This window comes from Aeromonas sp. 75A (assembly GCF_051919425.1).
In the GTDB taxonomy this organism is placed as follows: Bacteria; Pseudomonadota; Gammaproteobacteria; order Enterobacterales; family Aeromonadaceae; genus Aeromonas; species Aeromonas veronii.
On sequence record NZ_JBQBES010000002.1, the window covers coordinates 38,679 to 63,673 of the forward strand.

Here is a 24,995-nt window from a genome sequence, read left to right on the forward strand (position 1 = left end):
CAGAGGCCCTTAACGCAAAGCGAACCGCCCACTCAGAACGATTTCTGGAAGTTCACCAGCGGCAGAATGGGGAACACACCGTTGGCCGCATAGTTGGCCAGCCCGATCTGCAAGCCGTCGAGGTGCTTGGTCGCATTGATAAAGCCAATCTGGAAGGTGGTACGCTCGGCATAGTTGACGAAGCCGACGTTGGCCAGCGCATTGCCCTTGGCGATATTGACTGCTCCCCAGTTAAGCCCCTGTACATTGTTGGTCAGGTTGACCAGCCCCAGATTGACGCCGGTATCCTGCCCTTCGTGCCAGTTGATGGCGTTGATGGCGACCCCGCCAAACTGGTGGCGCACCCGACCAGCACCGAGGAAGATCCCGAGCTGCAGGCCGCTGAACTGATCCACATCGGAGAGGGCGAAGATCGGCAGATCAATACCCTTCACCTGACCGGTCCGACCGAAGAGCAGCGAGGCGCGCGCCCCTTCCACCTGATGGGACGCGGGCAAATTGACCCCAGGCAGCGAGACCTGCACCGGAGTACTGGCCTGCGCGACACCGCACAGAGTAAGGGCGCTGCATGCCAGCAGCTGGCGGGAGAGTGTCATGGAAAGTTCCTTGGGCCATTGAGAGTGGCCCGATCCTAACAGTCAGGGGAGAGTGTGGGCACACCAGCAGGGACGAGGTGCGTCACGATACGTCACGGGTGGCCCTCTCACCTCTCCATCAGGACTTGCGAAAGCGCCACCTCAAGGACAATCGGCCACTTTTTCGCAGCGAGTGGCCCCTCTTCCTTTCTTTGCCTGAGCGAACTGCCTAAAATAGTCGCCCTGCTGTATCCGGCATTCATCCATCTAGAGGATTTCCCATGGAGACGTTTCTGCTCGAAGGTCACCCCTTCGTTGCCTTGTGTGACCTTATCAAACATCAGGGGTGGGCCGATTGTGGCGGCGCCGCCAAAGCCCTCGTTGCCGAAGGGCTGGTCGAGGTGGACGGTCAGGTCGAGACTCGCAAGCGCTGCAAGATCGTGGCCGAACAGGTGGTCAACTTCAACGGCATGAAGGTCGTGGTGAAAGAGGGCGTCAGCCCGGAGATTGGCTAATCCCGTCTTGGGGAGCCACTCTCCGGCAACCCGCTAGCTGGCCTTGATCGACAGGGTCAGCACAAAACGCGCCATCGCCTCATCCCCGTTCAATGACGGACAGGTGGCCACCACCTGGATGGGGCGGTTGATGCGCTGACCGCTTGCCAACGATTCGTCGATCATGGCGTCAATCTCCTCCCCCGCTGCGCAGTCGAACTGCACATCCCCCTCCGGTCGTTTCAAAAACTCCCCCTGCACATCCTTGAAGGCGAAGAGCACCTTCTTGCGCCGCTGCCGCCCCTTCTCCATCACCAGCAGACCGCCTACCAGATCGGCGCCGGTCGCCAGCGCGCCAAAATACATGCTGCCCAGATGGTTGCGGGTACGCCAGCCAAGGGGAATGCGAATGCGCAGCGCCTTGGCGTTCATCTCTTCGATGATCGGGGCACAAAACCCGATGACGGGAATATAGCGCCAGGCAAACAGCCGGAGCGCCAGATTAGCTTTGAAGCGTTGCAAATCCATATGCGAACTGATCCGATGAGTTAATGTAAACAACATGTTGCCTGCATCTGCGCCATTCGACAAGCACAGGGTTCACGGTTACGACCTTTTGCCCAACGCAAAAAAACAGAGGGAACCGTATCGGTTCCCTCTTTTCGTTCATGTCGCTGTTACAGCAAATGTGCCGCTCAGGCGCGCTTCTCTTCCAGCCAAGCCCCCTGACTCTGCATCTCGAACAGCTGGGCATAGTGACCGCCGAGGGCCATCAACTCACCATGGGTACCCCGCTCATTCACCTGACCACGGGAGAGCAGCAGGATCTCGTCCGCATCGACGATGGTCGAGAGGCGGTGGGCGATGGCGATGGTGGTGCGGCCACGACGGGCAGCAGAGATCGCCTGCGACAGCGCCAACTCGGTCTGGGAGTCCACGCTGGCCGTCGCTTCATCCAGAATGAGGATACGCGGATCCCCCACCAGCGCGCGGGCAAAGGAGAGCAGTTGCCGCTGACCGGCGGAGAGGTTCTTGCCCCCCTCCTCCATCAGGGTGTTGATCCCCTGTGGCAGGCTGCGCACAAAGTCGGCCAGCTGCACCTCGCTCAACGCCTGCCAGAGCCGCGCTTCGTCTATTCCGGCGCGGCCGAGACGCAGGTTCTCCGCCAGGGTGCCGACGAAGATAAAAGGATCTTGCTGCACCTGCCCGATGCTGCGGCGCACCGCCGCCAGCGACAGGGTATCCAGTGCGTGATCATCGAAGCGGATCTGCCCCTGATCCAGCGGATAGAAGCCCATCAGCAAGCTGATAATGGTGGACTTGCCGCTGCCGGTATGGCCCACCAGCGCCAGCATCTGGCCCGGTTTTGCGGCAAAACTGACCTCCCGCAGCACCTGCTGCTCACCATCGTAGGAGAAGCTCACCCGCTCGAAACTGACCCGCCCTTCCAGCGGGATCATCTCGCCCTCGGTGCTTTCGCGGGTTTCATCGAGCAGGGCAAAGACCCGCTCCCCCGCCACCATCGCCTGCTGCAACTGGTTAAGCTGGTTGGTCATCTCGATGAGCGGCTCGATCATCCGGCCCAGATAGCTGATAAAGGCGTAGAGCACCCCCACCTGAATGGCCCCCGCGTGGCTCCCCCCCTCGTGGGCAAACAGCGCCAACAGGCCAATCAGCACCATCATGTAGAAGAGATCGATGAGCGGACGCAGCAAAATGCCGTTGATCTTGAGGCTCTTGATCCGTGCCGACCAGTGTTGCTGGTTCACCTCGGCAAAGGCGTTGGCAAAGTGGCGCTCCTGCACCATCGCCTGAATAACCGGCATCCCCTGCAACGACTCGTTGAGGCGGCTGTTGATGTCGGAGAGCAGACTGCGGGTCGCTCGCACCACCGGCACACTCAGTTTCTGGTAGAGCCACATCACCCCGCCCACGGCGGGCAGCAACAGAGAGCAGACCAGCATCAGCCGCAGATCCAGCAGCGCCATGGAGATGAGAATGCCGCACAAGAGCACCACCTTTTGCACCAGCAAGCCGATCACCTGCACATAGAGGTTCATGATCGCCTCGGTGTCGTTGGTGATGCGGGAAATCAGCGAGCCGGATCGATGCTTGTCAAAGTAGCGGGCCGGCAAGCGGATGGCGGTGGCAAACACCTGCTCGCGCAAGGTTTGCACCACCGCCTGGGCGATGCGGTTAAAGCGCAGGGATTGCAAATAGAAACCCGCCGCCGACAGCACCTGCAAACCCAGATAGCCCGCTGCAATCAGGGCTATGGTGGGCAGCACGATATTGCGTGGCGCCAGATAGTCATCGATAAAGAGCTTGATCAGCAGCGGCCCGGCCACTTCGGCGCCGGTGGCGAGCAGCAGGCAAATCCCCGCCTGGATAAGCCAGCGAGGATACTGGGCGCAGTAGGCGAGCAGTCGTTTAATGGTCGGATTCACAGGCTCTCCTCCACCGCTTCTTCGAGACGCTGATAACGCACCATATCTGCATACCAGCCATTGTGCGCCATCAGGGCACCGTGATGACCCCATTCGCTAACGGCCCCCTGCTCCAGCACCAGGATCTCGTCGGCCTGCTCCACCGCCGTCATGCGATGGCTGACCAGGATCAGGGTGCGACGATGGGCTTTGAGAGCGTGCAGAATTTGCTGCTCGGTGTGGGCATCCACCGCCGAGAGCGCATCATCGAGCACCAGAATGGGCGCCTCCAGCAGCAGGGCGCGGGCAATGGCCAGCCGCTGTTTCTGGCCGCCGGAGAGGGTCACCCCTTTCTCCCCCACCTCGGTCTCATAGCCCTTGGGGAAACGCACGATATCATCGTGGACACAGGCAATGCGCGCCACCCGTTCGACCTCCTCGCGGCTCGCATCGGGTTTGCCCAGGGCGATATTGGCGGCGATAGTGGTGGAAAACAGGAATGGCTCCTGCGGCACATAGGCAAACTGGCTGCGCAGTGTGGCGAGCGGCAGCTGGTCAATCGGAACGCCACCCATGACAATCGAACCGTGAGTCGGATTGGCAAGTCGCATCAACAGCTTGAGCAGGGAGCTCTTGCCTGCCCCGGTGCGCCCCACCACCCCGAGCATCCCCCCTTGCTTGAGGGTAACGTCGATATCTGCAAGCAGGGTGCGCTGCTCAAGTTGATAGCTCACCCCTTTGATCTGCAAAGGAAAGGCAGAGGTAAACGCGGCCGGCTGGGCGGGCTCTTCGATATCGCTGCGTTCCCCCAGCAGGCTTTCGATACGGGAGTAGGCGGCGCTGCCCCGCTCGATGATGTTGAACAGCCAGGCGATGGCAAACATCGGCCAGATCAGCTGGCCGAGGTACATGGTGAAGCTGGTGAGCTCACCCAGGGTCAACTCACCCTGAAGCACCAACACACTACCCCCCGCCACCGCGAGGAAGTAGGAGCAACCGATGCAGAGGTAGATGACCGGATCGAACTTGGCATCGATGCGGGCCACCGCCATATTGCGCTCCCCCGCCTGTTTGGTCAGCTCGGCAAAGCCCTCATCTTCCAGCGATTCAACCGCATAGGATTTCAGCACCCGCACGCCGGAAAGGGCCTCCTGGGTCTTGTTGTTGAGCTTGGAGAAGGCCCCTTGCGCCGCCTTGAACTGGGTGTAGATCTGGGTGCCGAAGCGATTCATGAAATAGGCCATCACCGGCAGCGGCAGCAAGGAGACCAGCGTCAACTGCCAGGAGTACTGGCTGCACATGATGGAGAGCACCAATACCCCGACCATGATGGAGTCCACCAGAGTCAGCACCCCTTCGCCAGCGGTCATCTCCACAGCCTGAATGTCATTGGTGGCATGGGCCATCAGATCGCCGGTACGGTGGCGCTGATAAAAATCGGGGCTCATCCGGGTGAAATGACTGAACAGGCGATTGCGCAACACATAGGCCAGACGGTAAGAGGCACCGAACAGCATCACCCGCCAGACGTAGCGCAGCAGATAAATCAGCACCCCCAGACCAAACAGCCCCGCCAGATAGCGCATCAGGGTGCCATTGTCGAGACCACCCTTGGTGATGCCATCCACCACCCAGCCCACCACTTTGGGCGGAATAACGGTCAACAGGGCCACCATCAGCAGCAGGGAGATGGCAGCCAGATAACGGGGCCACTGCTCCTTGAAAAACCAGCTCAATCGTAGAAATACGCTCACACCACCAACCTTTAGCGCTCTCTGCCCGTGACCGCTCCAAGGAGCGGCCATCAGAGAAGCCACGCAGAAATAGAAGAATGAAAACAATCGCCTCCGGCTGGAGGCGATTCGAACGAAAGCTCATCATATCCCGAACCGGGATGGTTGAGAATAATTACTATTTAATTCACTGTGACATGCGATCATCCCCTGATGAATAGGGATTATACGAATTTTCATGCTGCTCACCGGTCAACAGGAAGTGTGACACCTCTTCCCGGGTCTGGCTAAAGACCTGTTGCAACTGCTCCAGATCCGTCTCGCTTAGCACCTCGTTTTGCCGCAAGCGCCACTCCAGCTCGCCGGCCACCAGTTGCAGACGGGCCGCCGAGATATTGGCAGACACCCCCTTGAGGGTGTGCAGCAGCTTGCTGGCCACCTCGGGCTGCTGACGGCGCAAGGCGGAGCGGATCTCCCACAGATCGTCCTTGTGCTCCGACATGAACAGCTTGAACAGGATCTGCAATGCCTCCTTGTCCTGCTCCAGCCGCTTGAGTGCATCCTGAAGATCGAGGATCCCAATCATATCCGGCGGTTTCACCTCCATGATCCCCGCCTGCTCCACCCCTTGCGGCTTTACCCACTGCAGCAGGTTGTTGTAGAGATCCAGCTTGCTCACCGGCTTGGTGACATAACCATTCATCCCCACCCCCAAACAACGCTCCTTGTCACCGGGCATGGCACTGGCGGTGAGGGCAATGATGGGCACATCGTGTTTGTCGACCATCTTGCGGATCTGGCGGGTGGCATCGAGTCCGTCCAGTACTGGCATCTGTAAATCCATCAGGATCACGTCAAAAGGCTGCTCGGCGACCCGCTCCACAGCCTCCCTACCATTGCTGACCACACACACTACCGCATCGACGCGCCGCAGATACTCGATGATGAGCTGCTGATTGACCCGGTTGTCTTCCGCCAACAGCACTCGGGTGCCCTGCAACAGGGATTTGAAGTGTTGCTGATCCCCCTGTGCCTCGGCCTTGCGCAGGTTGAGCTCGTAGGAGCTGCCGTTGAGCAGTTCGTCCACCTTGGCCAGCAGGGCATTTTCGGTCATCGGTTTGGGCAGAAAATGGGTCAGCCCCATGCTGTCCATCCTGGCGTGTAACCCCTCTCTGGCCCAGGCACTGATCATCAGGATGGGGATCCGCCGCCACTGGCTGTGCTGATACATCTCCAGAGCCAGATCGAGCCCATCCTCCTGACCCATGCGCCAGTCGAGGATCGCCAACCGCAGATTCGGTCCCTCTTCACGGAGCAGCTGACGGGCACGGGAAAGGGAGTTAACCGGCAGCACCCGCACTCCCGCGCGAGTCAGAATGTCCCGGGCCAGATCCAGCACCAGTTCGTTGTCATCCATCACCATCACCAGCGGCTGGTTTTCGAAGAAGACTTTCCGTCCAGCGACGCCGTAGACCGCCTGCGCCATCGGAATATCGAACTTGAACAGAGAGCCGACGCCAGGCTTGCTCTCTACGGTGATCCGCCCCCCCATCAGCTCCACCAGCCGCTGGGAGATGTTGAGCCCAAGACCCGAGCCGCCATATTTTCGGGTATTACCCGCCTCCAGCTGGGTAAACGCCTGAAACAGTTGGGTCTGCTTCTCTTCGGCAATGCCGATGCCGGTATCGCGAACACTGAAGCGGATCCGCATTGGGTGAGGATTGGCCAGCTCGATGCAGACTTCGACTTCACCGCGTTCGGTAAACTTGATGGCGTTGTTCACCAGATTGACCAGCACTTGTCCCAGTCGCAAGGGATCCCCACGCAAGAAGACCGGCACCTCCGGTGACTTGCGAATAACCACTTCCACGTGTTTGCGCTCCGCCAGATCGGCAAACATGCCCGCCAGCGAATCGAGCTGCTCGCTGAGATCGAAGTCGATCTCCTCCAACGTCAGCTTGCCGGACTCCACCTTGGTCAAATCAAGGATGTCGTTGATCAGCAGCAGCAGGGTATCGGATGAGGATTTGATCTTGCCCAGATAGTCCCGCTGTTGCTGATCCAGTTCGGTCTGCAGTGCCAGCGAGCTAAAACCTATGATGGCATTCATGGGGGTGCGGATCTCGTGGCTCATGTTGGCCAGAAAATCGCTTTTGGCCTGGGCCAGCAAGCCGGTCTGGCGCGACAACTCGCTCAGCTTCTGGTTGCGGCGCCACAGAGTGAAGGCCACTAGCGCAAAGCAGATCAAAGCCCCGCACAGCACCATCAGATAGAAGCGGTTCATCAAAGAGGAAGCGCGCTCCAGCTTGTCGAGTTTCCAACGCACCAGACTCTCGATCACATGCATGTCGATGAGCTGGTAACGCAGGGTGTGATAGGCAATCACCTGCTGGCTCATCTCCTTGCTCAGGCGGATCAGGGTAGCGATCTCCGGCAAGTTGCCATAACGGGATTGCAACTGCTGTTGCAGCTGGTCCAGCGTAGTCTGTTCACGTTTGTCCCAACTGCGCTGCAGATAGTTGCTCAGTTGCGCCAGCTCCTCCAGGTCGCGATGAAGCGCACTGTCTGACGGGCTTATCCCCCGCACCTTTTTAATCTGGGCCTGCAGGGGCGCATTGAGATACTCGATAGCCATCTCAATGGCATGAAGCCTGGCCAGCGCCATCAGATAGGTGTCCATGTCCTCAAGCAGTGCCTGGGAGAGATCGTCTTGCACCAGCTCGGGATCGCTTCTGACTTCCCGTACAAAACCGTCAAGGGTGATGGATAACTGGTTCAGGCGCTGCTGGACATTGCTGTCATTGGCCTGCTCCCGCCCAAGCAGATAGACGGTATCGGCGTTGATCCGGTTCAGCACCACCTCGGCCGCGTCGTTCAGGTCGTGGGCCTGTTGCTGCTGACTGAGCGACTGCCAGCAGTAGCCCGAAAAGGCGAGCAGCAAGGCAACGATCAGCCCTGGCACAGCACGGTTTTTCCGTGATCCTTTATTCATCCCGTCTCGACTCTCATCTGGTGGTCGCTGAATTATCCGGTCAGGCAATGAACCCTGGGGAATTATCCACTCCCGCTGGGCACTGTGTTACCGTTATTGCTCTGATATTTCGCTATTGTTTCGCGATAGCTTCATTCTGGCTTCTCATCATATCCCCGGCCAGAGCTGATTTAGAAGGAACCAATTATGTCATTTATCACTACTTATTGTAGCCACTGCTTTACCAGGAACCGCCTGCCCGTTACCCATATCGATACATCTGCCAAATGCGGGCGCTGCAAAGCCCTCCTGTTCAGCCAGACCCCTTGCCTCGGGAAGGCGGATAACTTCGATACCCTGATCAACTCAGATATCCCGGTCGTGGTCGATTTCTGGGCCAGCTGGTGTGGCCCCTGCCAGCAGTTTGCTCCGGTATTTCATGAGGTTGCCCATGAACTCGAACCACGGATGCGCTTTGCCAAAGTCGATACCGAGCAACAGAGCACCATTGCCGCCCGTTACGCCATTCGCAGCATCCCCACCCTGATGGTCTTCAAACAGGGCAAACTGGTGAACCAGATAAATGGCTCCTTGCCCAAGAGCATGTTCAAGCAATGGCTGGAACAGTTCATGGATGTATGATTTATATTTCGCACATGTTTTATTTATGTGTTCATTTCCTCATTTTTATCAATGAGTATGTGAGTAGAGGCTGATTTTCAACATGTGAGTCTGTTTCAAACAAGTGAATGGATGTAATCTCGGCAACACAAAAACAACCATAAATTAACCGAGAGAACATTATGCACACATCAGCTGTACCCTCTGCTCCATCTCGCTGGCTGGACATCAAATCAGGGATCGTCATCCTGGATGTTTTGCTACTTTGTGCCATGCTCGCCTGGCTCCCGTTTGACCCCATGGTCAACAAGGGGCTGGGCATTCTGGTCTTTATCGCCATCCTCTGGCTGACCGAAGCACTGCACGTCACCATCACCGCGCTGCTGGTACCCCTGCTGGCTACCGTGCTCGGGGTGTTTGACATGAGCAAATCCCTCACCGATTTTGCCAACCCGATCCTGTTCCTCTTTTTTGGTGGTTTCGCCCTCGCGGCCGCTCTCTCAAAACAGGGACTGGATACCCTGATGGCAGGCAAGGTGATGCACCTGGCCAATGGTCATCTGGGTTGGGGCGTGATCCTGCTCTTTACCATCACAGCCGCCATGTCGATGTGGATCAGCAACACCGCTACCACCGCCATGATGCTGCCACTGGCGATCGGTATGCTGGCACGCCTCGATAGCAAAAAAGAGCGCGCCACCTTCGTCTTCGTATTGCTGGGGATCGCCTACAGCGCCAGTATCGGCGGCATCGGTACCCTGGTGGGTAGCCCACCCAACGCCATCGCAGCCGCCCAGATGGGGATTGGCTTCACTGACTGGATGAAATTCGGTGTTCCAGTAGTGCTTATCCTGATGCCCTGCGGCATTGCCCTGCTCTATCTGGTAACCCGCCCGCGTCTCAGCCACCGCGTAGAGATCCAGGATGTCACCATCAACTGGACCCGCGAGCGTAAAGTGACGCTGGCAATCTTCCTGACCACCGTTGTTCTCTGGATCGGCTCACAACCCATCTCCAACGCCTTTGGCGGTATTCCGCAACTCGACACCCTGATTGCCATGGGCGCCATCGTGGCCATCGTGGTCAGCCGTGTCGCCAGCTGGGATGACGTCAACCAGAACACCGACTGGGGCGTGCTGATGCTGTTTGGCGGCGGTCTGACCCTGAGCGCCATTCTCAAGGCCACCGGTACCAGCGCCTTCCTGGCCAGCCATCTGTCGACCGTGCTCTCCAACGCCAACATTTTTGTCGTGTTGCTTATGCTGGCCGCCTTCGTGGTGTTCCTGACCGAACTGGTCTCCAACACCGCCACCGCCGCGCTGTTGGTTCCCCTGTTTGCCGGTGTCGCCGAGGCGCTGGGTGTATCACCTGTGGTGATGTCGGTGTTGATCGCTATCGGTGCCTCCTGTGCCTTTATGCTGCCGGTCGCCACGCCGCCCAATGCCATCGTCTTTGCCAGTGGCCACATTCGCCAGAGGGAGATGATGAAAGCCGGTATGGCTCTGAACGTGGTCTTTACCGTGTTGCTCGCCCTGCTGGCCTACTTCGTTGGCGATATCCTCTGATCCACCTACCCCCAGTAAACAAAAACCCCCGCATTGCGGGGGTTTTCTCATTTATGAATCTGATTAGCCGATGTTGCAGGCCTTCAGATCCCAGATCCGATCCACATAGTCCTGAATAGAGCGGTCGGAGTTGAACTTGCCCATGGTGGCCGAGTTGATGATGGCCTTCTTCGCCCACAGAGCCGGATCCCGATACCAGGTATCGATCAGCTTGTGTGCATCCGAGTAGGACTGGAAGTCCGCCAGGGTCAGGTAAGGGTCTCCCCCTTCCAGCAAGGAGCGCTTGATTGAGGCCAGCTCACCCGGACGACCAGGCGTGAAGTAGTCGGTATCAAACCAGTCCAGCACGGCTTTGAGCTCGGAGTTGGCATAGTAGAAGTCATACGGGTTGTAACCGCGCGCCTTCAGCGACTTCACTTCGTCCACGTTCAGACCGAAGATGGCACAGTTTTCGGCACCCGCCTCTTCAGCGATCTCGATGTTGGCTCCATCCAGCGTCCCGATGGTGATTGCACCGTTGAGTGCCATCTTCATGTTGCCGGTACCGGATGCTTCATAACCTGCAGTAGAGATCTGCTCGGAGACATCTGCCGCCGGGATCAGCTTCTCGGCCAGACTCACGCGGTAGTTCGGCATGAACACCACTTTCAGCTTGCCCTGGATACGAGCATCGTTATTGACCCGATCCGCCAGCTTGTTGATGGCATAGATGATGTCTTTGGCCAGCTTGTAACCGGGCGCCGCTTTGGAGCCGAAGATAAACACGCGCGGATGCATGTCATAGTCCGGGTTGGCCAGCAGACGACGATAGAGTGCCATGATGTGAATGAGGTTCAGTTGCTGGCGCTTGTACTCGTGCAGACGCTTGATCTGAACGTCAAAGATCGCCTCGGCACTGACATCGATACCGGTTTCGTCTTTGATGACCTTGACCAGCTTCTCTTTGTTGTGACGCTTGATGGTCATGAACTGCTGCTGGAACGCCTTGTCGTCGGCAAACTTCACCACGCCACGCAGTTTGTCCAGTTGCAGCGGCCACTCCTTGCCCACTACTTCGTTGTAGAGGCCAGCCAGTTCCGGGTTGCACGCCAGCAGCCAGCGACGCGGGGTCACCCCGTTGGTCACGTTGCACATTTTTTCCGGCCACAGCTCGGCATACTCGGGGAAGAGATCTTCCTTCACCAGCTTGGAGTGGATCTCGGCCACACCGTTCACTTTGGACGAACCGATCACGCACAGGTTGCCCATGCGAACCTTGCGCACATCTCCCTCTTCGATGATGGAGAGCTTGGCTTTGATAGCATCGTTGCCCGGCCACTTGGGCTCCACCAACTCGTTCAGGAAGCGGGCGTTGATCTCGTAAATCACCTCCAGATGGCGAGGCAGTACTTTCTCGAACAGGCTGACCGACCACTTCTCCAACGCTTCCGGCAGCAGAGTGTGGTTGGTATAAGAGAAGACCTGATAGCAGATAGCCCAGGCGGCATCCCAGTTCAGATCTTCCTCGTCAACCAGCACCCGCATCAGTTCCGGGATGGCGACAGTCGGGTGAGTATCGTTGAGCTGAATGGCAATTTGCGCGGCAAAGTTGCTGAAGTCACTGCCATGGACCCGCTTGTAGCGGCGCATGATGTCCTTGATGGAGCAAGCACAGAAGAAGTACTGCTGGATCAGACGCAGCTCTTTACCTGCATCGGTCTCATCGTTCGGATACAGCACCTTGGAGATGGTCTCGGCCTGGGCTTTCTCAGCCTGGGAGTCGATGTAACCACCGGCGTTGAACACGTCCCAGTCGAAAAACTCGGAGGCGCGGGATTCCCACAAACGCAGGATGTTGACGGTGTGACCGCCAAAACCGACCACCGGAATATCCCAAGGCACCCCTTTAATCTTGCGACCGGCGTGCCATACCTTCTTCAGGCCGCCATTGTCACCAAACACGGTCTCGACGTAGCCATAGAGCGGCACTTCTTGCACCGACTCGGGACGGCAGATCTCCCAGGGGTTGCCATATTCACGCCAAGAGTCCGGACGCTCGATCTGGCGGCCATCCTGGATTTCCTGACGGAACAGACCGTGTTCGTAGTGGATACCGTAACCAACCGCCGGATAGTTCAGAGTGGCCAGCGAGTCGATAAAGCAGGCAGCCAGACGACCCAGGCCGCCATTGCCAAGTGCCATGTCCGGCTCTTGTTCGCACAGGTCGGTCAGTTCCAGACCGAGTTCGCCCAGCGCCTCTTCGCAAGTCTTGTAGAGGGAGAGGTTGTGCAGGTTGTTGGAAGTCAATCGTCCCATCAGGAATTCAGCAGAGAGATAGTGAATCGCACGAGTATCTTTCTTGAAATGAGTCTGCTGAGTGCGGGTCAGGCGCTCGTACACCTGTTCATTGACAGCCGCAGCAGTGGCTTTCCACCACGCTTCGGGAGAGGCTTTCTGTTCGCTTGTTCCCAAGGTAGAACGCAGGTGACGCACGATACTCGCCTTGAGCTGATCTTTATCCAGTTGGAGATCCTGGTCTGTCTTCTTCTTGGTAGCCATAAACCATATTCCTTCGTTACAAATAAAATTGTTATCCCGCTTGCGGGACCGGCGCTGTTGTTATCTCAAAATATGTACCGGCGTGAGAATACTAACTAAAGCGGCAGAATTAAAAGTTAACGCAAGTCACACTTTAACCGATAAAAACAGCCTGAAAAGCTTGAAAACCCTTTCCTTTAATTGATCGCATAAAAACAAACATTCCCTTTATTATCATAAACTTAATGAAACAATAAAAATATTCTGGCATGAATAGGTTTTCAGAGATTGCCAAGCCTTGAAAATCCCTGAAAATAGGCAGCAAGACGGCACATTGAAACCGGTTTCAATGTGCCTGAAAAATTACCGTATAAATATGAAGCAATCATTGCACCCTTAAAGATGTGCCTTGAACTGATTACTCAATGGATCGTAATGGTACCCAATCTGATCCAGACGTCCTGCCAACTGCTCTTCACTCATATTGTAATAGGCCAGCAGCTCCTCCAACCCGTCACACTCAAGCCTTAGCTTCTCATTGATGATGCCCAGCAAGATGTTGGCATCAAGACGTTGCAAGGTACTGATATCCATGGCGGCACCTCCTGTAAATGACCTGTATAACCATGGGCGGTTACGCAAGGTTTGTCCATAGTACGAAAAACACCCAACCAGCTTTGTATTAAATAGTGTTTAAAAACATAACCTTACTAACGACACATGCCAACACCATCACATTTTTCAGCAAAAACACCTTGTCACTGCCACAGGATAGAACTACTGTATACGCATACAGCTTGGATATTCATACAGGAACCCCATATATGAACCAGCCCCTGCACTCACTGCCCTTTGCGATGAATCGTGTCATGAGCAAGCCCTGGCCAACCAGAACCGCCTGCAAAGCGGAGCTGGCTCATTATGGTGTGACTATCCAGTCTGATGATCAGTTTCTGAGCGAGCTGACAAAGCTTGGGGAGGCTCATACCGGCTGGATCTTGTTGATCGCCCCGCCGGGACGCCCCACAGTCAGCCGTCTGGAAGAGCGAGGTATCGATCCCAAGAGAGTGCTGGTGGTACATAGCCCCAAAATCAAGAACTGGCAGCAAACCCTGGAGCGCAGTCTGGGCAATGGTCACTGCGCCGCCGTATTTACCTGGCTACCCGAGCAGATCGAGCTGGATCACGTCAAGCTGCAGCGACTGGGACAGCAATCTGGCGTACTCACCCGCTTCTTTGGCGCGAAACGGACTAACCTCGGCACACCTCTGCTGGCCTATGCAGAGCAAGATATTTATCTAAATCACTAAGTTAAAATTTGGCCCATTCTTGGGCATGGCTGCAACGACAAAGCCATTGCCATCATTACTCAGTAAAATCCTAGCAAAATAAAAAGCGCCTACATTGCTGCAGGCGCTTTTCATTGGCAGCCAAGCGGGCCATTGGGCCTACTTACACCTTCACGCAAGATTACTCTTCGGGACAGGGTGCCAGCACCACCCGGCGGCGACCCATCACCACCGGACGCACCAGCAGCTGTGCCAGCAAGACACCCAGCAGGGTCAGCCCACCCCCGATCAGGTGATAGCTGGTTAACCGCTCACCCAGCAGGGTGATGGCAAGGCCAGCCGTCATCACCGGCAGCAGGTTCATAAAGATGGCGGTACGGTTGGCACCGAGCAGAGCGATACCCTGCATCCAGAGCCAGGGCGAGAGCGCCGAGGTGGGGATACCGGCATAGAGGATCAGCCACAGGGCCCGGCCATCCGGCCACTGGCCATCCACCAGCAAAAAGAAGGGGGTCAGGATCACCACACTGCAGATTACCTGACCGTAGAGCAGCGACCAGTTGTCGAGCCCAAGATCCCACTTCTTGAGCAGCACACTGTAAAGGGCATAAGTACCGGCCGAGATCAGCATATAGACAGAGCCGATATGAATGCCTTGGGTAAACAGCCGGGTAGGATCCCCCTGCCCCAGCAAGATAGACAAGCCAAGGATGGAAAGCAGCGCCCCCAGCACGGCGCCCCAGGTGGGCCGCTCACGCAGCAGCCAGATGCTGAACAACACGGTCAGCAGCGGCGTCAGACCCATCATCAACCCCATCTCGGTGGCTCCCAGGGTTTGCGCCGCGTAGTAACCAAAAGTCTGGTTGAGCACCATGCCCAGCGAGGCCAGCATGGCGATCTGCCAAAGGCCAGCGCGCAGACGGGCACGCGCACGCCATACCCGACGGGCCAGAAACGGGCTTAATACCAGCGCAGCCACCACCCAGCGCGACCAGGCCAAGGCTGCCGGGGACAACACACCAACCGCCAGTTTGCTGACGATTCCATTGCCAGCCCAGATGGCAATGCAGGAGAAGGGAAACAGAAAGGCAAGGGGCATGAGAGGATCCAGACCGAAGAGACAACAGCGGGCCAGTATAGGGGGCGATGGAAGATAAACAAAGGTGTGGGCCTGAACAGCCACATGGTTAACGCCAGTCACCAGAAACAAATATGCCCGCAAAAGTGCGGGCATATCAGTGCAGAAACAGGTTCAGAAGCGCATCACGCGGCATCCATGTGCAGTCTGGAGATCAGCTCGTTGACCTCGGTGACTGTCTGGCGGTGGGGAATATCCGCCGGATTCGGCATCAGCAACAAACCGGATTGGAAATCAAACCGCCCCCGACCATGGATGTAAATCCGACCTTTAAAGAAGGTTTTGACATGCTTTGCCACCATCAGTGGCAGGTACTTCTTGAACACTCTCATCGTTTGCAACCTCTTGCAGTTGTATCCGTATGACAGCAGCTTCTGCGAATTAATTCCGTAAAGTATTTATAAAAATCCGGAAAACTCGCCCATCTCTTCCCAAAAAATTCAACCTATAACCTTTTATTAACTTTTAGCCTATTGTATGCGGCCCTTCGAGCCAGAGCAAGGCTCCTTTGCCATCGTGCCACTCGATACAAGCGATCCCCGAGGTGGCGAACATGGGTGCTCCTGCTGCCGGGCAGAGGCTTTGCACCAGATAACCCACCAGCGGCAGATGGCTGACCATCAGGATCTGGTCATGTTGCTCAGCCAAAGTAGTGAGGTAGCTGGCCACGAAAGCGGGATCACCGTAAGGGGTAATGTCGCCACTCTCTTCAACGGCTGCTGCGTCAGGTAATTCACTGCATATGGCTTGCCAGGTCTGGCGTGCCCGCAAATAGTTGCTGTGGATCACCCGATCCAGCGGGCCAATCAGCTGAGGCGCCAGCCAGCGGGCCATCTGGATAGACTCTTCAATACCCTGCTCGGTCAATGGACGCTGTTCATCTGTTTTCGCATTCATGCCAGCCTGGCCATGACGCATGATATAGATCTTCATTACAACCTCGCCCAACGGGCCTGTTTTGATAGCCGGGGGATCTTACCCCGCCACGGGTGTGGAAACAATTGCGCTACCTCTCAGAAAAGGGTTTGCCTGACGGGATAGCGGGGTCGATAATCATGTTTAAATTCAAATAAATCCAACGTGAGTCACACGCCAATGAGCCCATATGCCAGTCCCAATGACCATCGGCAATACCATTTTCTGGAGCTGACCAACCGGCTCAGGGTCTTGTTGATTTGTGATCCCGACACAGACAAATCCGCCGCCTCACTGGCGGTCAATACCGGCCATTTTGACGATCCCGCCGACCGGCAGGGAATGGCCCATTTTCTGGAGCACATGCTGTTTCTCGGCACCTGCACCTACCCCAAGCCTGGTGAGTACCAGCAATTTATGAGCCGTCATGGCGGCAGCAACAACGCCTGGACCGGCACCGAATTCACCAACTTCTTCTTCGAGATCGACAACGGCTTCTTCGAAGCGGGGCTGGATCGCTTCTCCCAGTTCTTTATCTGCCCCACCTTTGATCCGGAGTGGGTGGACAAGGAGCGCAACGCGGTCGACTCCGAGTATCGCCTCAAGCTGCAGGACGACATGCGCCGCAGCTATCAGGTGCATAAAGAGACGGTCAACCCGGCACACCCCTTCTCCAAGTTCTCGGTGGGCAACCTCGATACCCTGGCCGATCTGCCGGGGCGGGATCTGCGCTCCGACCTTATCCGTTTTTACGAAAGCCACTACAGCGCGGATCGCATGGCGCTGGTGATGATCTCGCCGGAATCCATCGATACCCAGTTGCAGTGGTGCTGTCGCTACTTTGCTCCCATTTTGAATCGCAATTTGGGAACCCCGACCCTCACCATGCCACTCTACCGGCTCGATGATCTCGGCGTGCGCATCCACATCAATCCGGTCAAGGAGACCCGCAAGCTGTCGCTCTGCTTCCCCCTGCCCAATGTGGACGAGTTTTACGACAAAAAGCCCCTCACCTTCCTGAGCCATCTGATTGGCTACGAGGGGGATGGCAGCCTGCTCTCCCTGCTCAAGGCGAAAGGCTGGGTCAACCAGCTCTCGGCAGGTGGTGGCATCAGCGGCGCCAACTTCAAGGATTTTGGCGTCAACTTCGGCCTCACCCCGCTTGGCCTTGAACATGTGGACGACATCCTCGCCGCCCTGTTTGGCTATCTGAAACTGATTGGCCGCGAAGGGCTGCAGAGCTGGCGCTATGACGAAAAACGGACCGTGCTCGAATCGGCGTTCCGCTTTCAGGAGCGCGGCCGCCCCCTCGATACGGTGTCGGGGTTGGTGCTCAACCTCTTTAGCTACAAACCTGAGGATCTGCTCTACGGCGACTACATGATGCGCGAATATGACGAGGGGCTGATCCGCCGCTTCCTCGCCAAGCTCACCCCGCACAATTTGCGTATCACCATCACTGCGCCGGAAGTGGCGACCGATCGGCTGGCCCGCTGGTATCAGACCCCCTACAGCGTGGCGACCATTACCGAGGCCGAGAAAATTCGCTGGCAGCAGAGCGAGCCGGATCCGGCGCTGGCGCTGCCCAAGCCCAACCCCTTTATCAGCAGCCGACTCGATCCGCGCACGCCAGAGCTTGCCGCCGACATGCCCGCCAGCCTTATCGATCGCCCCGGTTTTCGCCTCTGGCACCTCCATGAGCACCTGTTCAGCGTGCCCAAGGGCAATCTCTATATCTCCATCGACAGCGAACATGCGGTCAAAAATCCGCGTAATATCGCCATGGCGCGCCTCGCCGTGGAGCTGTTGGCCGACCACCTCAATGCCCTCACCTATCCGGCGGAGCTGGCGGGGCTGGGTTACCAGATCTATGCCCATCAGGGGGGCTTTACCATCAACCTGAGCGGCTTTGCCGACAAGCAGCCGCTGTTGCTCGACATGATCCTCGGCAACCGCACCCTGGGGTATCCGGATCCGGGCCGCTTCGCCGAGATCAAGGAGCAGCTCATTCGCAACTGGGATAACCAGTCCAAGGCGCGCCCCATCTCCCAGCTCTTTAACCAGCTCACCAGTTTGCTGCAACCGAACAACCCACCATTCGAGCAGTTGCTGCGCCACCTGCGCACGGTAGAGCTGGAAGAGATGCCCAGCTTCGTGGCCCAGCTGTTTGGCGAGGTGCATGTCGAAGCGCTGGTGCATGGCGACTGGACTGCCGCCGAAGCGCTGGAGCTGGCCGCCCTGATGGAGCGCCACCTGAGCGACATCAATGGCACCAGCAGCAAGCCGAGCGGCGAGACCCGTCGCCCGCTCATCTCCATTCAGGACAGAGGCACCCTTATTCGCGAGCAGGGTTGTGATCACGAAGACTCGGCACTGCTGGTCTACTACCAGTCCCGTACCACCCGTGCGCGAGATCTCGCCTGCTTCACTCTGGCGAACCACATCATGTCCTCTACTTTCTTCCACGAGCTGCGCACCCGCCAGCAGCTCGGTTATGTGGTGGGCGCCGGCAACCTGCCCCTCAATCGCCATCCGGGCCTGATCTTCTATATCCAGTCGCCGGTGGCGGGGCCGCAGATCCTGCTCGATGCAGTGGAGGAGTTTATCGACCTCTTCCCGCTCGCCATGCTCGAATTTACCGAGCAGCAGTGGCAGGAGAGCAAGGCGGGGCTGCAAGCCCAGCTGAGCGAGCGGGATGCCAATCTGCGCAGTCGCGGCCAGCGGTTGTGGGTCAGCATCGGCAACAAGGATCTGGGGTTTGATCAGCGCGAAAGAGTCTGCGACGAGGTGGGCAAGTTGAGCCGCGCCGATCTGGTGCGCTTTATCACCCAACTGCGTTCGCGCACCTCCGATCGGCTGATCCTCTGCAGCTATGGTCAGGGGCACGAACATGACGAGCGGATCACCGGCCAGTTTATCGACGATCCACGGGCATTTCGGCTCAATGCCGCCACCTTCGAGGCCTGATCAGGCCTCGCACTCCCCCGCTTTTCCTGCCTACGGCAAATCACAGACAATAAAAAGCCGACCCATCAGGGTCGGCTGGAAAAACCATAACAATTGCGACCAAAGCCGCCAAAAGTGAACATGAGCGTGAAAATCAGACACTGAGTTGCTGATCAGCAAGCGGGAAAGACCCGATACTCGCTTTGCAATGCCAACAGTGATTGAGAAACAGCCTCATATTAGGCACTCCCCCCGCCAGTCACGTTGATCTACGTCAAAGGAGGTAGCGAAGAGCGCGTAGCCCGATGATTTGTCGGCGCAGATCACCCTTTGGCTGCCCGTTAACCCCGGCGAACCAGCCGGTAGGCTACCTCATCGAAGTAGGAGAGCTGACCCGACAGCACCCGCGGGTGATCCACCTCGGCGGCGCGCCCCAGCACCTCGATACGAAAATCGCGCTCGAACAGGGCTCGCACCTCCATCTCACCCACCGAGAAGGGGGGCTGACTCTGCTGTTCAGGCTGATATTCGAGGGTCACCAGCAGGATCTGGCCACCGGTCTCGACCAGCGAACTGATCAGGGCTGCATACTGGCGGCGCATCGCCGTCGGCAGGGCGATCAGCGCCGCACGGTCATAGACCAGCCGGTAACGGCGACCCAGACTGGGGGCGGCGAAAAAATCCCCCTGAAAAATGCGCAGGCTGTCCACCTGATGGCACTGATAAGGGCCCACCTCGCTCACGGTCGCGGCGAGCTGGTTTTCACTGAAGAACTGACTGACGGCAAGGCTCGATAGCTCGAAACCGTCGACCGGATGGCCCTGAGCGCTCAGCCAGAGCATGTCACGGGACTTGCCGCACAGGGGAACCAGCACCGGCTCGTCCGATTGCTGGGCTGACCACCAGGATTGCAGCCAGTGGTTGAAGTCCGCCTGATGAAAGCCAATCCGGTTCTCTTCCCAACGCTGATGCCAAAACGCAGCTTCCATCGTTATTACCCTTCTGTACTAAAGATGCCTCAATATCACAACTTAACCGGCACCGCGCAACCCTCTGCCCTCCCCTTTTTGCCGCGCAGCCTCTGCGTGTTATCGGGCGAATGGCGTGACGTCACCTTGCCGTGCGCCTCGCTGTCGCAATGGGTGCTATTGGCTGTGCTTATGACGGGCAGAGGTATACCAACCCATGCAAAAACGTCATGGGTGTATAGCGATGAAGGAATAAAAGGAGTGGCGTTGGCAGGCCAAACCGTGCCTGCCAATGCCAGAAAGATCACGACAGTGTGGCGCGAACGGCCGCCAGCTGGCGCTCGATATAAGCAAAATCGGGACGATCGGCGGGGAGTTCCGAGAGGCAGGCCGCTTTGAGCTGATGCAACCCATCAAGCGGTGAGTCTTGCGTATCGCAATGGGCCAACAGCTCTTCCAGCAGGCAACCAAAGGCGCGCACTTCCAAACGCTCAAGTCCTACGGCCCGCTCGCGGTCGCAGCGGTCATATAAGGAAGCGGCGCCAAAATCCCCCAGCAGAGCGCGAGCCGGGGCGTCAGGCCCGCGGGTAAACAGAATATTGTGGCCGTAGAGGTCCCCGTGCATGATGCCCGCACGGTGCAGATGGCCCGCCACCGAGGCGATGCCATGGGCCATCGCCAGCGCATCCGGCACACTCAGGCGCAACCCCTCGGGATAGACATCCCGGGTGCAGGAGTCCAGGCTCGGCGGCCCGGCCAGATTGGCAAAGGCCGGGTCGATCAGCTCCATCACCAGCGCCGGAATGCCGGAGGGGTGATCCGCCACCTTGCCCATCACCTTGATAAGGTTGGGATGAGTGCCCGCCGCCAGCGATGCCGCCATCTCGCAGCGGGGCAGTCCGTCGCTGGTCACCGCCCCCTTGAACAGCTTGACCGCCACCTGATTGCCATCGCCTCTATCGCTCGCCTGAGTCACTGCATCAGCAGGATTAGCCACAAGGGTGGCGCGATGGATAACGCCGGATGCTCCCTGCCCCAGCAGCTCGCCCAGCGCCAGCGTCCCCCAGGCAAGGGGAGCGACATGGGCATCATCGATGGCCCGCGTCTCCTCCCCTTCGCTAAAGGGGTTACCCGAGTAGGCGAGCCATGAAAGGCGCGGCAGCGAGAGCAACCACTCGGGGAAGCGTTCGATGCGGTTGGCAGCGATGCGCAGGAGCTCTAGATTGCGGCAGTTGGCAAGACTTGCCGGCAGCTCGCGCAGGCGGTTGCCCGCCAGCATCAACTTTTGCAGGGCGTCGCACTGACCCAGCTCATCAGGCAACTGTTCCACCGCGTTGTCGGTCAGGATCAGCCAGCGCAAACCGGCGGGCAGCGCCTTGGCCGAGACGGTAGCAATCCGGTTGGCCTTAAAGCCAACCATGGTGAGCGCCGGGCAACGCCCCAGCACCTCGGGCAGCTCGGTAAAGCGGTTCTCGGAGCAGAAGATGATGCGAAGTTTGCCAAACCCGGCCAGCTCGTCAGGGAGCGTGCTTAGCTGGTTGCCGGTCAAATCCAGCATCTCCAGCGTCTCTTTCAGGCTCAAAATCTCGGTGGGGAACTCCGTCAGGTTTTCAGAGAGCTTCAGATGGCGGGCACCGCACAGTTCACCTGCGCGCAGCTGTTCCAGAGTATGCATAACCGTTTCTCAATCCTGATGATCTGCCTGATGGCGTTGCCAGCCATCAGCGCGCGCCGAACCCGGGTCCGGCGATTTTAAAGGGGGGCATTATAAAGAATTCGGGGTGCAGTTCGCCCCTTTTGTTGCCGCAAAGGCCTGTATCGACATGTAGCAAAACGAGTTGGAGAGAAAGAGAGCAAGATTCGGGTCGTTCCAGCGAGGAGTGGTTGTCATAGTGGGGGCCAAACCCAAGTCGGTTGGAACCTATTGGAGTTCCAACCCACAGCCAACCCTGTGCCCCACTGATTTGGCGCACAACACACCTGCGAGGGAACTGCCATGTCATTACTGTCCAACAAGGTCGCCATCATCACCGGCGCCAGCTCCGGTATCGGCCGCGCCAGCGCCATCCTGTTTGCCCGCGAAGGGGCCTGCGTCGTCGTCGGCGCCCGCCGCCAGCCCGAACTGGATCTACTGGTGGAGGAGATCCGCCACGAGGGGGGCCTGGCGGTGAGTCTGGCGGGAGATGTGAAAAGCGAGACTTACGCCCGCGATCTTGTTGATCTCGCGCTAACCCGTTTCGGCGGGCTCGATATCGCCTTCAACAACGCAGGTACCACAGGCACGCCGGGCAGCGTAGAGCAGCTTGAGCTGACGCAGTGGCAGGAAATTCTGGATACCAACCTCACCAGCGCCTTTGTGGGAGCCAAGTACCAGATCCCCGCCATGCTGGCGCGTGGCGGCGGCTCGCTTATTTTTACCTCTACCTTTGTCGGCCATACCCTGGGGCTACCCGGCATGGCGGCCTATGCTGCGAGCAAGGCAGGACTCATTGGCCTGACCCGTGTGCTGGCTGCCGAGTATGGGGCACAAGGGATTCGGGTCAACGCCCTGCTGCCGGGGGGCACCGACACCCCCATGGGGCGGGCTTTTGCCAATACGCCAGAGAGCCTCACCTTTGTGCAGAATATGCATGCCCTCAAACGGCTGGCCCAACCGGAGGAGATCGCCCGCTCGGCCCTTTATCTCGCGTCCGATGCATCCAGCTTTACTACCGGCATTGCCCTGCTGGCCGATGGTGGGGTATCAATTTGTCGTACATGACGTTGTCGCCCCCCACAGCCTGCGACCGAAACCTTATCGTGAGAGCGCCTTATGTCTGATTACGCCCGCATCGCCGATGCCATCCGTTTTATCGCAAGTCAGGTGGAGCGCCAGCCCACTCTGGACGAGATAGCGGCGCACGTGCACTTAAGTCCCTTTCACTTCCAGCGGCTGTTCAGCCGCTGGGCCGGAGTGACGCCCAAACGCTATCTGCAGGTGCTGACCCTGGAGCGGGCCAAGGCGCTGTTGCAGGAGTCGCGCCCGCTGCTTGAGGTGGCAGATACCCTGGGCCTTAGCAGCGGATCGCGACTCTACGATCACTTCGTGCAGCTCGAAGCGGTGACGCCGGGCGAGTACAAGCAACGGGGGGCCGGACTGGTTATCGATCACGGGGTGCACGACACCCCCTTCGGCCAGGCATTCGTCGCCCTGACCCCGCGGGGGGGGTGCAACTTCTCGTTTCTCGATGAAAAGGCCCCAGAGGCACCGCTGGCCACCCTCGCCCAGCACTGGCCTGCGGCAACGCTGCAAGAAGCACCATCACGCACTCAAGGGGTCATCAACACCATGTTCGATGACAGCAAGGCGCCGGATCGCCCCATCTCGTTGCACGTGAGCGGCACCAACTTTCAGATCAGCGTCTGGCGGGCGCTGCTGCAGATCCCGCCCGCCAAGGTGGTGAGCTACGCCCAGGTGGCGAGCGCCATCGGCAATCCCAAGGCCGCCCGCGCCGTGGGTCTGGCGGTGGGCGCCAACCCCGTCGCCTTGATGATCCCCTGCCACCGGGTCATCCAGCAAAATGGCAAACTCGGCGGCTATCACTGGGGCGAGACCCGCAAACAGGCGATCCACGCCTGGGAAGCGGCGAGGTATGAGTGAAGGTGGGCTTTTTCTGCCCGGCCTGATGGAGGGGCAAAACGGGGGTGTTGGTAGTGAGTCAGCAGACAATAAGGCTTTGCCGGACAAGCGTGCGACGATATCAAGCGGGGAGATCAGAAGAATCGGGGCGCAGATCGCCCCTTTTGTTGCTTTGGCAAGGCTCAGCGCTCAGCCGCCCCCCAGCGAATTGACGAAACAAGTTTTCAGAGCGGCTTTTGTGCAAGGTATGAGGAACAAAAGTAGAGGTGCAATTTCATTGCACCCTATGGTACTAATAGCCACGCACAACGAAAAAGAAAATGCAAATAACCAACATAACTAGAAGATAGAAAATTAATGGACCAAGATTACCATTTTTTGCCTCTGACGCTAAGTAAGCATTAAATTCTTTCTTACTCTGCCTTTTTCCGTATTTTGTAGCGTAATTATGTTCACCGGTAGGCGTTGTTCCATCAGATACATATTGCTTTGCTGCCGCCAGTGTTGGCAATGGACCGAAATCATGCTTACCGTCGTTGTTTAACACATACCAACTAGAACCATCTTTAACGATAGTTCTTCCATCTGAAACAGAATATTGTCCTGCTTGAATCCTTTTTACAGTCACGATATTTTCCTCTGGTGCCTAGCTCCGCTATATGGGGCGAAAAAAGCTCGACTAAAATTGGAGATCGAATACACACAACCAAGTTTTCGTACCTTTCATGATGGCTTTGTTAGAGCTTACTTTTCGCCCAAAAATTTATGTTTGATATTACTGTAACACCGACTAAAAACAGTAATGCGTAAGAGGTCAACCCTACAAACTCAAGGCTTTTTATTGTATGCGGCTCAGTGAACTTCCATATAATTGGAATCGCAAATAAGAGCCCTGATGTAAGACGATAGATACCCAATGTACTATCACCGACCTCTCCTATATAAATAATTTTTTGCTTTGCCTCTTTCTGCTTTTCAGGACTAAACCTATATCCATATAACCAACAAAAGATTGTCAACAATAAATGCAGAACAAAAAACGATAAGAAATAATAAAAAATATAATTAGGCACTATAGCGCCAGACACAAAATCCTTAAGTTTGCCGACACCATCGTTATATTGAATTAATAATGCAGGAAAGCAACCTGTCAAAGCTACCAATATTATTTCTTTAATGGCTATTTTCATAACACCCCATGTAAGCTCTAACGCCATG

General features: G+C 57.3%; 21 protein-coding genes. 7 read left to right on the forward strand and 14 right to left on the reverse strand.

Annotated elements, in window-relative coordinates; all coding sequences use genetic code 11:
- Positions 1-32: 32 nt before the first annotated feature.
- Positions 33-596, reverse strand: a complete 564-nt coding sequence (locus ACTG2T_RS00200) for a VC2662 family protein (RefSeq protein WP_330124398.1) — start codon at positions 594-596, stop codon at positions 33-35.
- Between the two features lie 260 nt (positions 597-856).
- On the opposite strand from ACTG2T_RS00200, the gene ybcJ reads away from it, so the two are divergent.
- Positions 857-1,090 (forward strand): ribosome-associated protein YbcJ, encoded by a 234-nt coding sequence (gene ybcJ / locus ACTG2T_RS00205; RefSeq protein WP_005361116.1) that lies wholly within the window; start codon positions 857-859, stop codon positions 1,088-1,090.
- Between the two features lie 33 nt (positions 1,091-1,123).
- On the opposite strand, the gene ACTG2T_RS00210 is transcribed toward ybcJ, so the two are convergent.
- The 4 genes from ACTG2T_RS00210 to ACTG2T_RS00225 form a co-directional block, all read right to left on the reverse strand.
- Positions 1,124-1,597, reverse strand: coding sequence for a DUF4442 domain-containing protein (locus ACTG2T_RS00210; protein ID WP_330124399.1), 474 nt, complete (start codon positions 1,595-1,597; stop codon positions 1,124-1,126).
- Between the two features lie 167 nt (positions 1,598-1,764).
- Positions 1,765-3,516: an ABC transporter transmembrane domain-containing protein gene (locus tag ACTG2T_RS00215; RefSeq protein WP_330124400.1), complete on the reverse strand. Its 1,752-nt coding sequence runs from the start codon at positions 3,514-3,516 to the stop codon at positions 1,765-1,767.
- Positions 3,513-5,249, reverse strand: coding sequence for an ABC transporter transmembrane domain-containing protein (locus ACTG2T_RS00220; protein WP_330124401.1), 1,737 nt, complete (start codon positions 5,247-5,249; stop codon positions 3,513-3,515). The genes ACTG2T_RS00215 and ACTG2T_RS00220 overlap by 4 nt, the downstream gene beginning before the upstream one ends.
- 166 nt (positions 5,250-5,415) lie before the next feature.
- On the reverse strand, positions 5,416-8,220 hold the full coding sequence (locus ACTG2T_RS00225; protein ID WP_139463071.1) for a hybrid sensor histidine kinase/response regulator: 2,805 nt from the start codon (positions 8,218-8,220) through the stop codon (positions 5,416-5,418).
- Positions 8,221-8,406: 186 nt separating this feature from the next.
- Between ACTG2T_RS00225 and trxC the strand changes: the two genes are divergently transcribed.
- Together trxC and ACTG2T_RS00235 are read left to right on the forward strand one after the other, a co-directional pair.
- Positions 8,407-8,841 carry a thioredoxin TrxC gene (gene trxC / locus ACTG2T_RS00230; RefSeq protein ID WP_043824414.1) on the forward strand — a complete coding sequence of 145 codons (435 nt, stop codon included), beginning with the start codon at positions 8,407-8,409 and terminating at the stop codon, positions 8,839-8,841.
- Positions 8,842-9,002: 161 nt separating this feature from the next.
- The gene (locus ACTG2T_RS00235) at positions 9,003-10,385 is read left to right on the forward strand and encodes an SLC13 family permease (RefSeq protein WP_267517256.1); all 1,383 of its coding nucleotides are present in this window, start codon (positions 9,003-9,005) and stop codon (positions 10,383-10,385) included.
- Positions 10,386-10,448: 63 nt separating this feature from the next.
- Here the strand turns inward: ACTG2T_RS00235 and ACTG2T_RS00240 are convergent, their stop codons facing one another.
- On the reverse strand, positions 10,449-12,923 hold the full coding sequence (locus ACTG2T_RS00240) for a glycogen/starch/alpha-glucan phosphorylase (protein WP_005361122.1): 2,475 nt from the start codon (positions 12,921-12,923) through the stop codon (positions 10,449-10,451).
- 375 nt (positions 12,924-13,298) lie between these two features.
- Complete coding sequence (locus ACTG2T_RS00245; RefSeq protein ID WP_127006571.1) at positions 13,299-13,496, reverse strand: DUF4250 domain-containing protein; 198 nt, start codon at positions 13,494-13,496, stop codon at positions 13,299-13,301.
- Between the two features lie 230 nt (positions 13,497-13,726).
- On the opposite strand from ACTG2T_RS00245, the gene ACTG2T_RS00250 reads away from it, so the two are divergent.
- Positions 13,727-14,212, forward strand: a complete 486-nt coding sequence (locus ACTG2T_RS00250; RefSeq protein WP_005333614.1) for a cell division inhibitor — start codon at positions 13,727-13,729, stop codon at positions 14,210-14,212.
- Positions 14,213-14,372: 160 nt separating this feature from the next.
- Here the strand turns inward: ACTG2T_RS00250 and ACTG2T_RS00255 are convergent, their stop codons facing one another.
- From ACTG2T_RS00255 to sixA, 3 genes are all read right to left on the reverse strand, one after another.
- Positions 14,373-15,290 carry a DMT family transporter gene (locus ACTG2T_RS00255; RefSeq protein ID WP_005336996.1) on the reverse strand — a complete coding sequence of 306 codons (918 nt, stop codon included), beginning with the start codon at positions 15,288-15,290 and terminating at the stop codon, positions 14,373-14,375.
- A 164-nt stretch (positions 15,291-15,454) separates the two neighbouring features.
- Positions 15,455-15,661, reverse strand: a complete 207-nt coding sequence (locus ACTG2T_RS00260) for a DUF1107 domain-containing protein (protein WP_005336998.1) — start codon at positions 15,659-15,661, stop codon at positions 15,455-15,457.
- Positions 15,662-15,794: 133 nt separating this feature from the next.
- Entirely contained in the window at positions 15,795-16,262 is a 468-nt protein-coding gene (gene sixA / locus ACTG2T_RS00265) for a phosphohistidine phosphatase SixA (RefSeq protein ID WP_021230584.1), read from the reverse strand.
- 162 nt (positions 16,263-16,424) lie between these two features.
- Here sixA and ACTG2T_RS00270 point away from each other — a divergent pair, with 162 nt between their 5' ends.
- A complete protein-coding gene (locus ACTG2T_RS00270; protein ID WP_330124403.1) occupies positions 16,425-19,211 on the forward strand; it encodes an insulinase family protein in 2,787 nt (928 codons plus the stop codon).
- 320 nt (positions 19,212-19,531) lie between these two features.
- Here ACTG2T_RS00270 and ACTG2T_RS00275 read toward each other — a convergent pair whose 3' ends face one another.
- Both ACTG2T_RS00275 and ACTG2T_RS00280 read right to left on the reverse strand, forming a co-directional pair.
- Positions 19,532-20,179 carry a thiopurine S-methyltransferase gene (locus ACTG2T_RS00275; protein WP_330124404.1) on the reverse strand — a complete coding sequence of 216 codons (648 nt, stop codon included), beginning with the start codon at positions 20,177-20,179 and terminating at the stop codon, positions 19,532-19,534.
- Between the two features lie 283 nt (positions 20,180-20,462).
- Entirely contained in the window at positions 20,463-21,833 is a 1,371-nt protein-coding gene (locus tag ACTG2T_RS00280) for a leucine-rich repeat-containing protein kinase family protein (protein WP_330124405.1), read from the reverse strand.
- A gap of 321 nt (positions 21,834-22,154) precedes the next feature.
- Between ACTG2T_RS00280 and ACTG2T_RS00285 the strand changes: the two genes are divergently transcribed.
- On the forward strand, positions 22,155-22,919 hold the full coding sequence (locus ACTG2T_RS00285) for an SDR family oxidoreductase (RefSeq protein WP_330124406.1): 765 nt from the start codon (positions 22,155-22,157) through the stop codon (positions 22,917-22,919).
- A 51-nt stretch (positions 22,920-22,970) separates the two neighbouring features.
- A complete protein-coding gene (locus ACTG2T_RS00290; RefSeq protein WP_330124407.1) occupies positions 22,971-23,798 on the forward strand; it encodes a bifunctional transcriptional activator/DNA repair enzyme AdaA in 828 nt (275 codons plus the stop codon).
- Positions 23,799-24,069: 271 nt separating this feature from the next.
- On the opposite strand, the gene ACTG2T_RS00295 is transcribed toward ACTG2T_RS00290, so the two are convergent.
- Positions 24,070-24,405, reverse strand: coding sequence for a hypothetical protein (locus ACTG2T_RS00295; RefSeq protein ID WP_234928222.1), 336 nt, complete (start codon positions 24,403-24,405; stop codon positions 24,070-24,072).
- A 109-nt stretch (positions 24,406-24,514) separates the two neighbouring features.
- Complete coding sequence (locus ACTG2T_RS00300) at positions 24,515-24,967, reverse strand: hypothetical protein (RefSeq protein WP_159166538.1); 453 nt, start codon at positions 24,965-24,967, stop codon at positions 24,515-24,517.
- Positions 24,968-24,995: the final 28 nt, after the last annotated feature.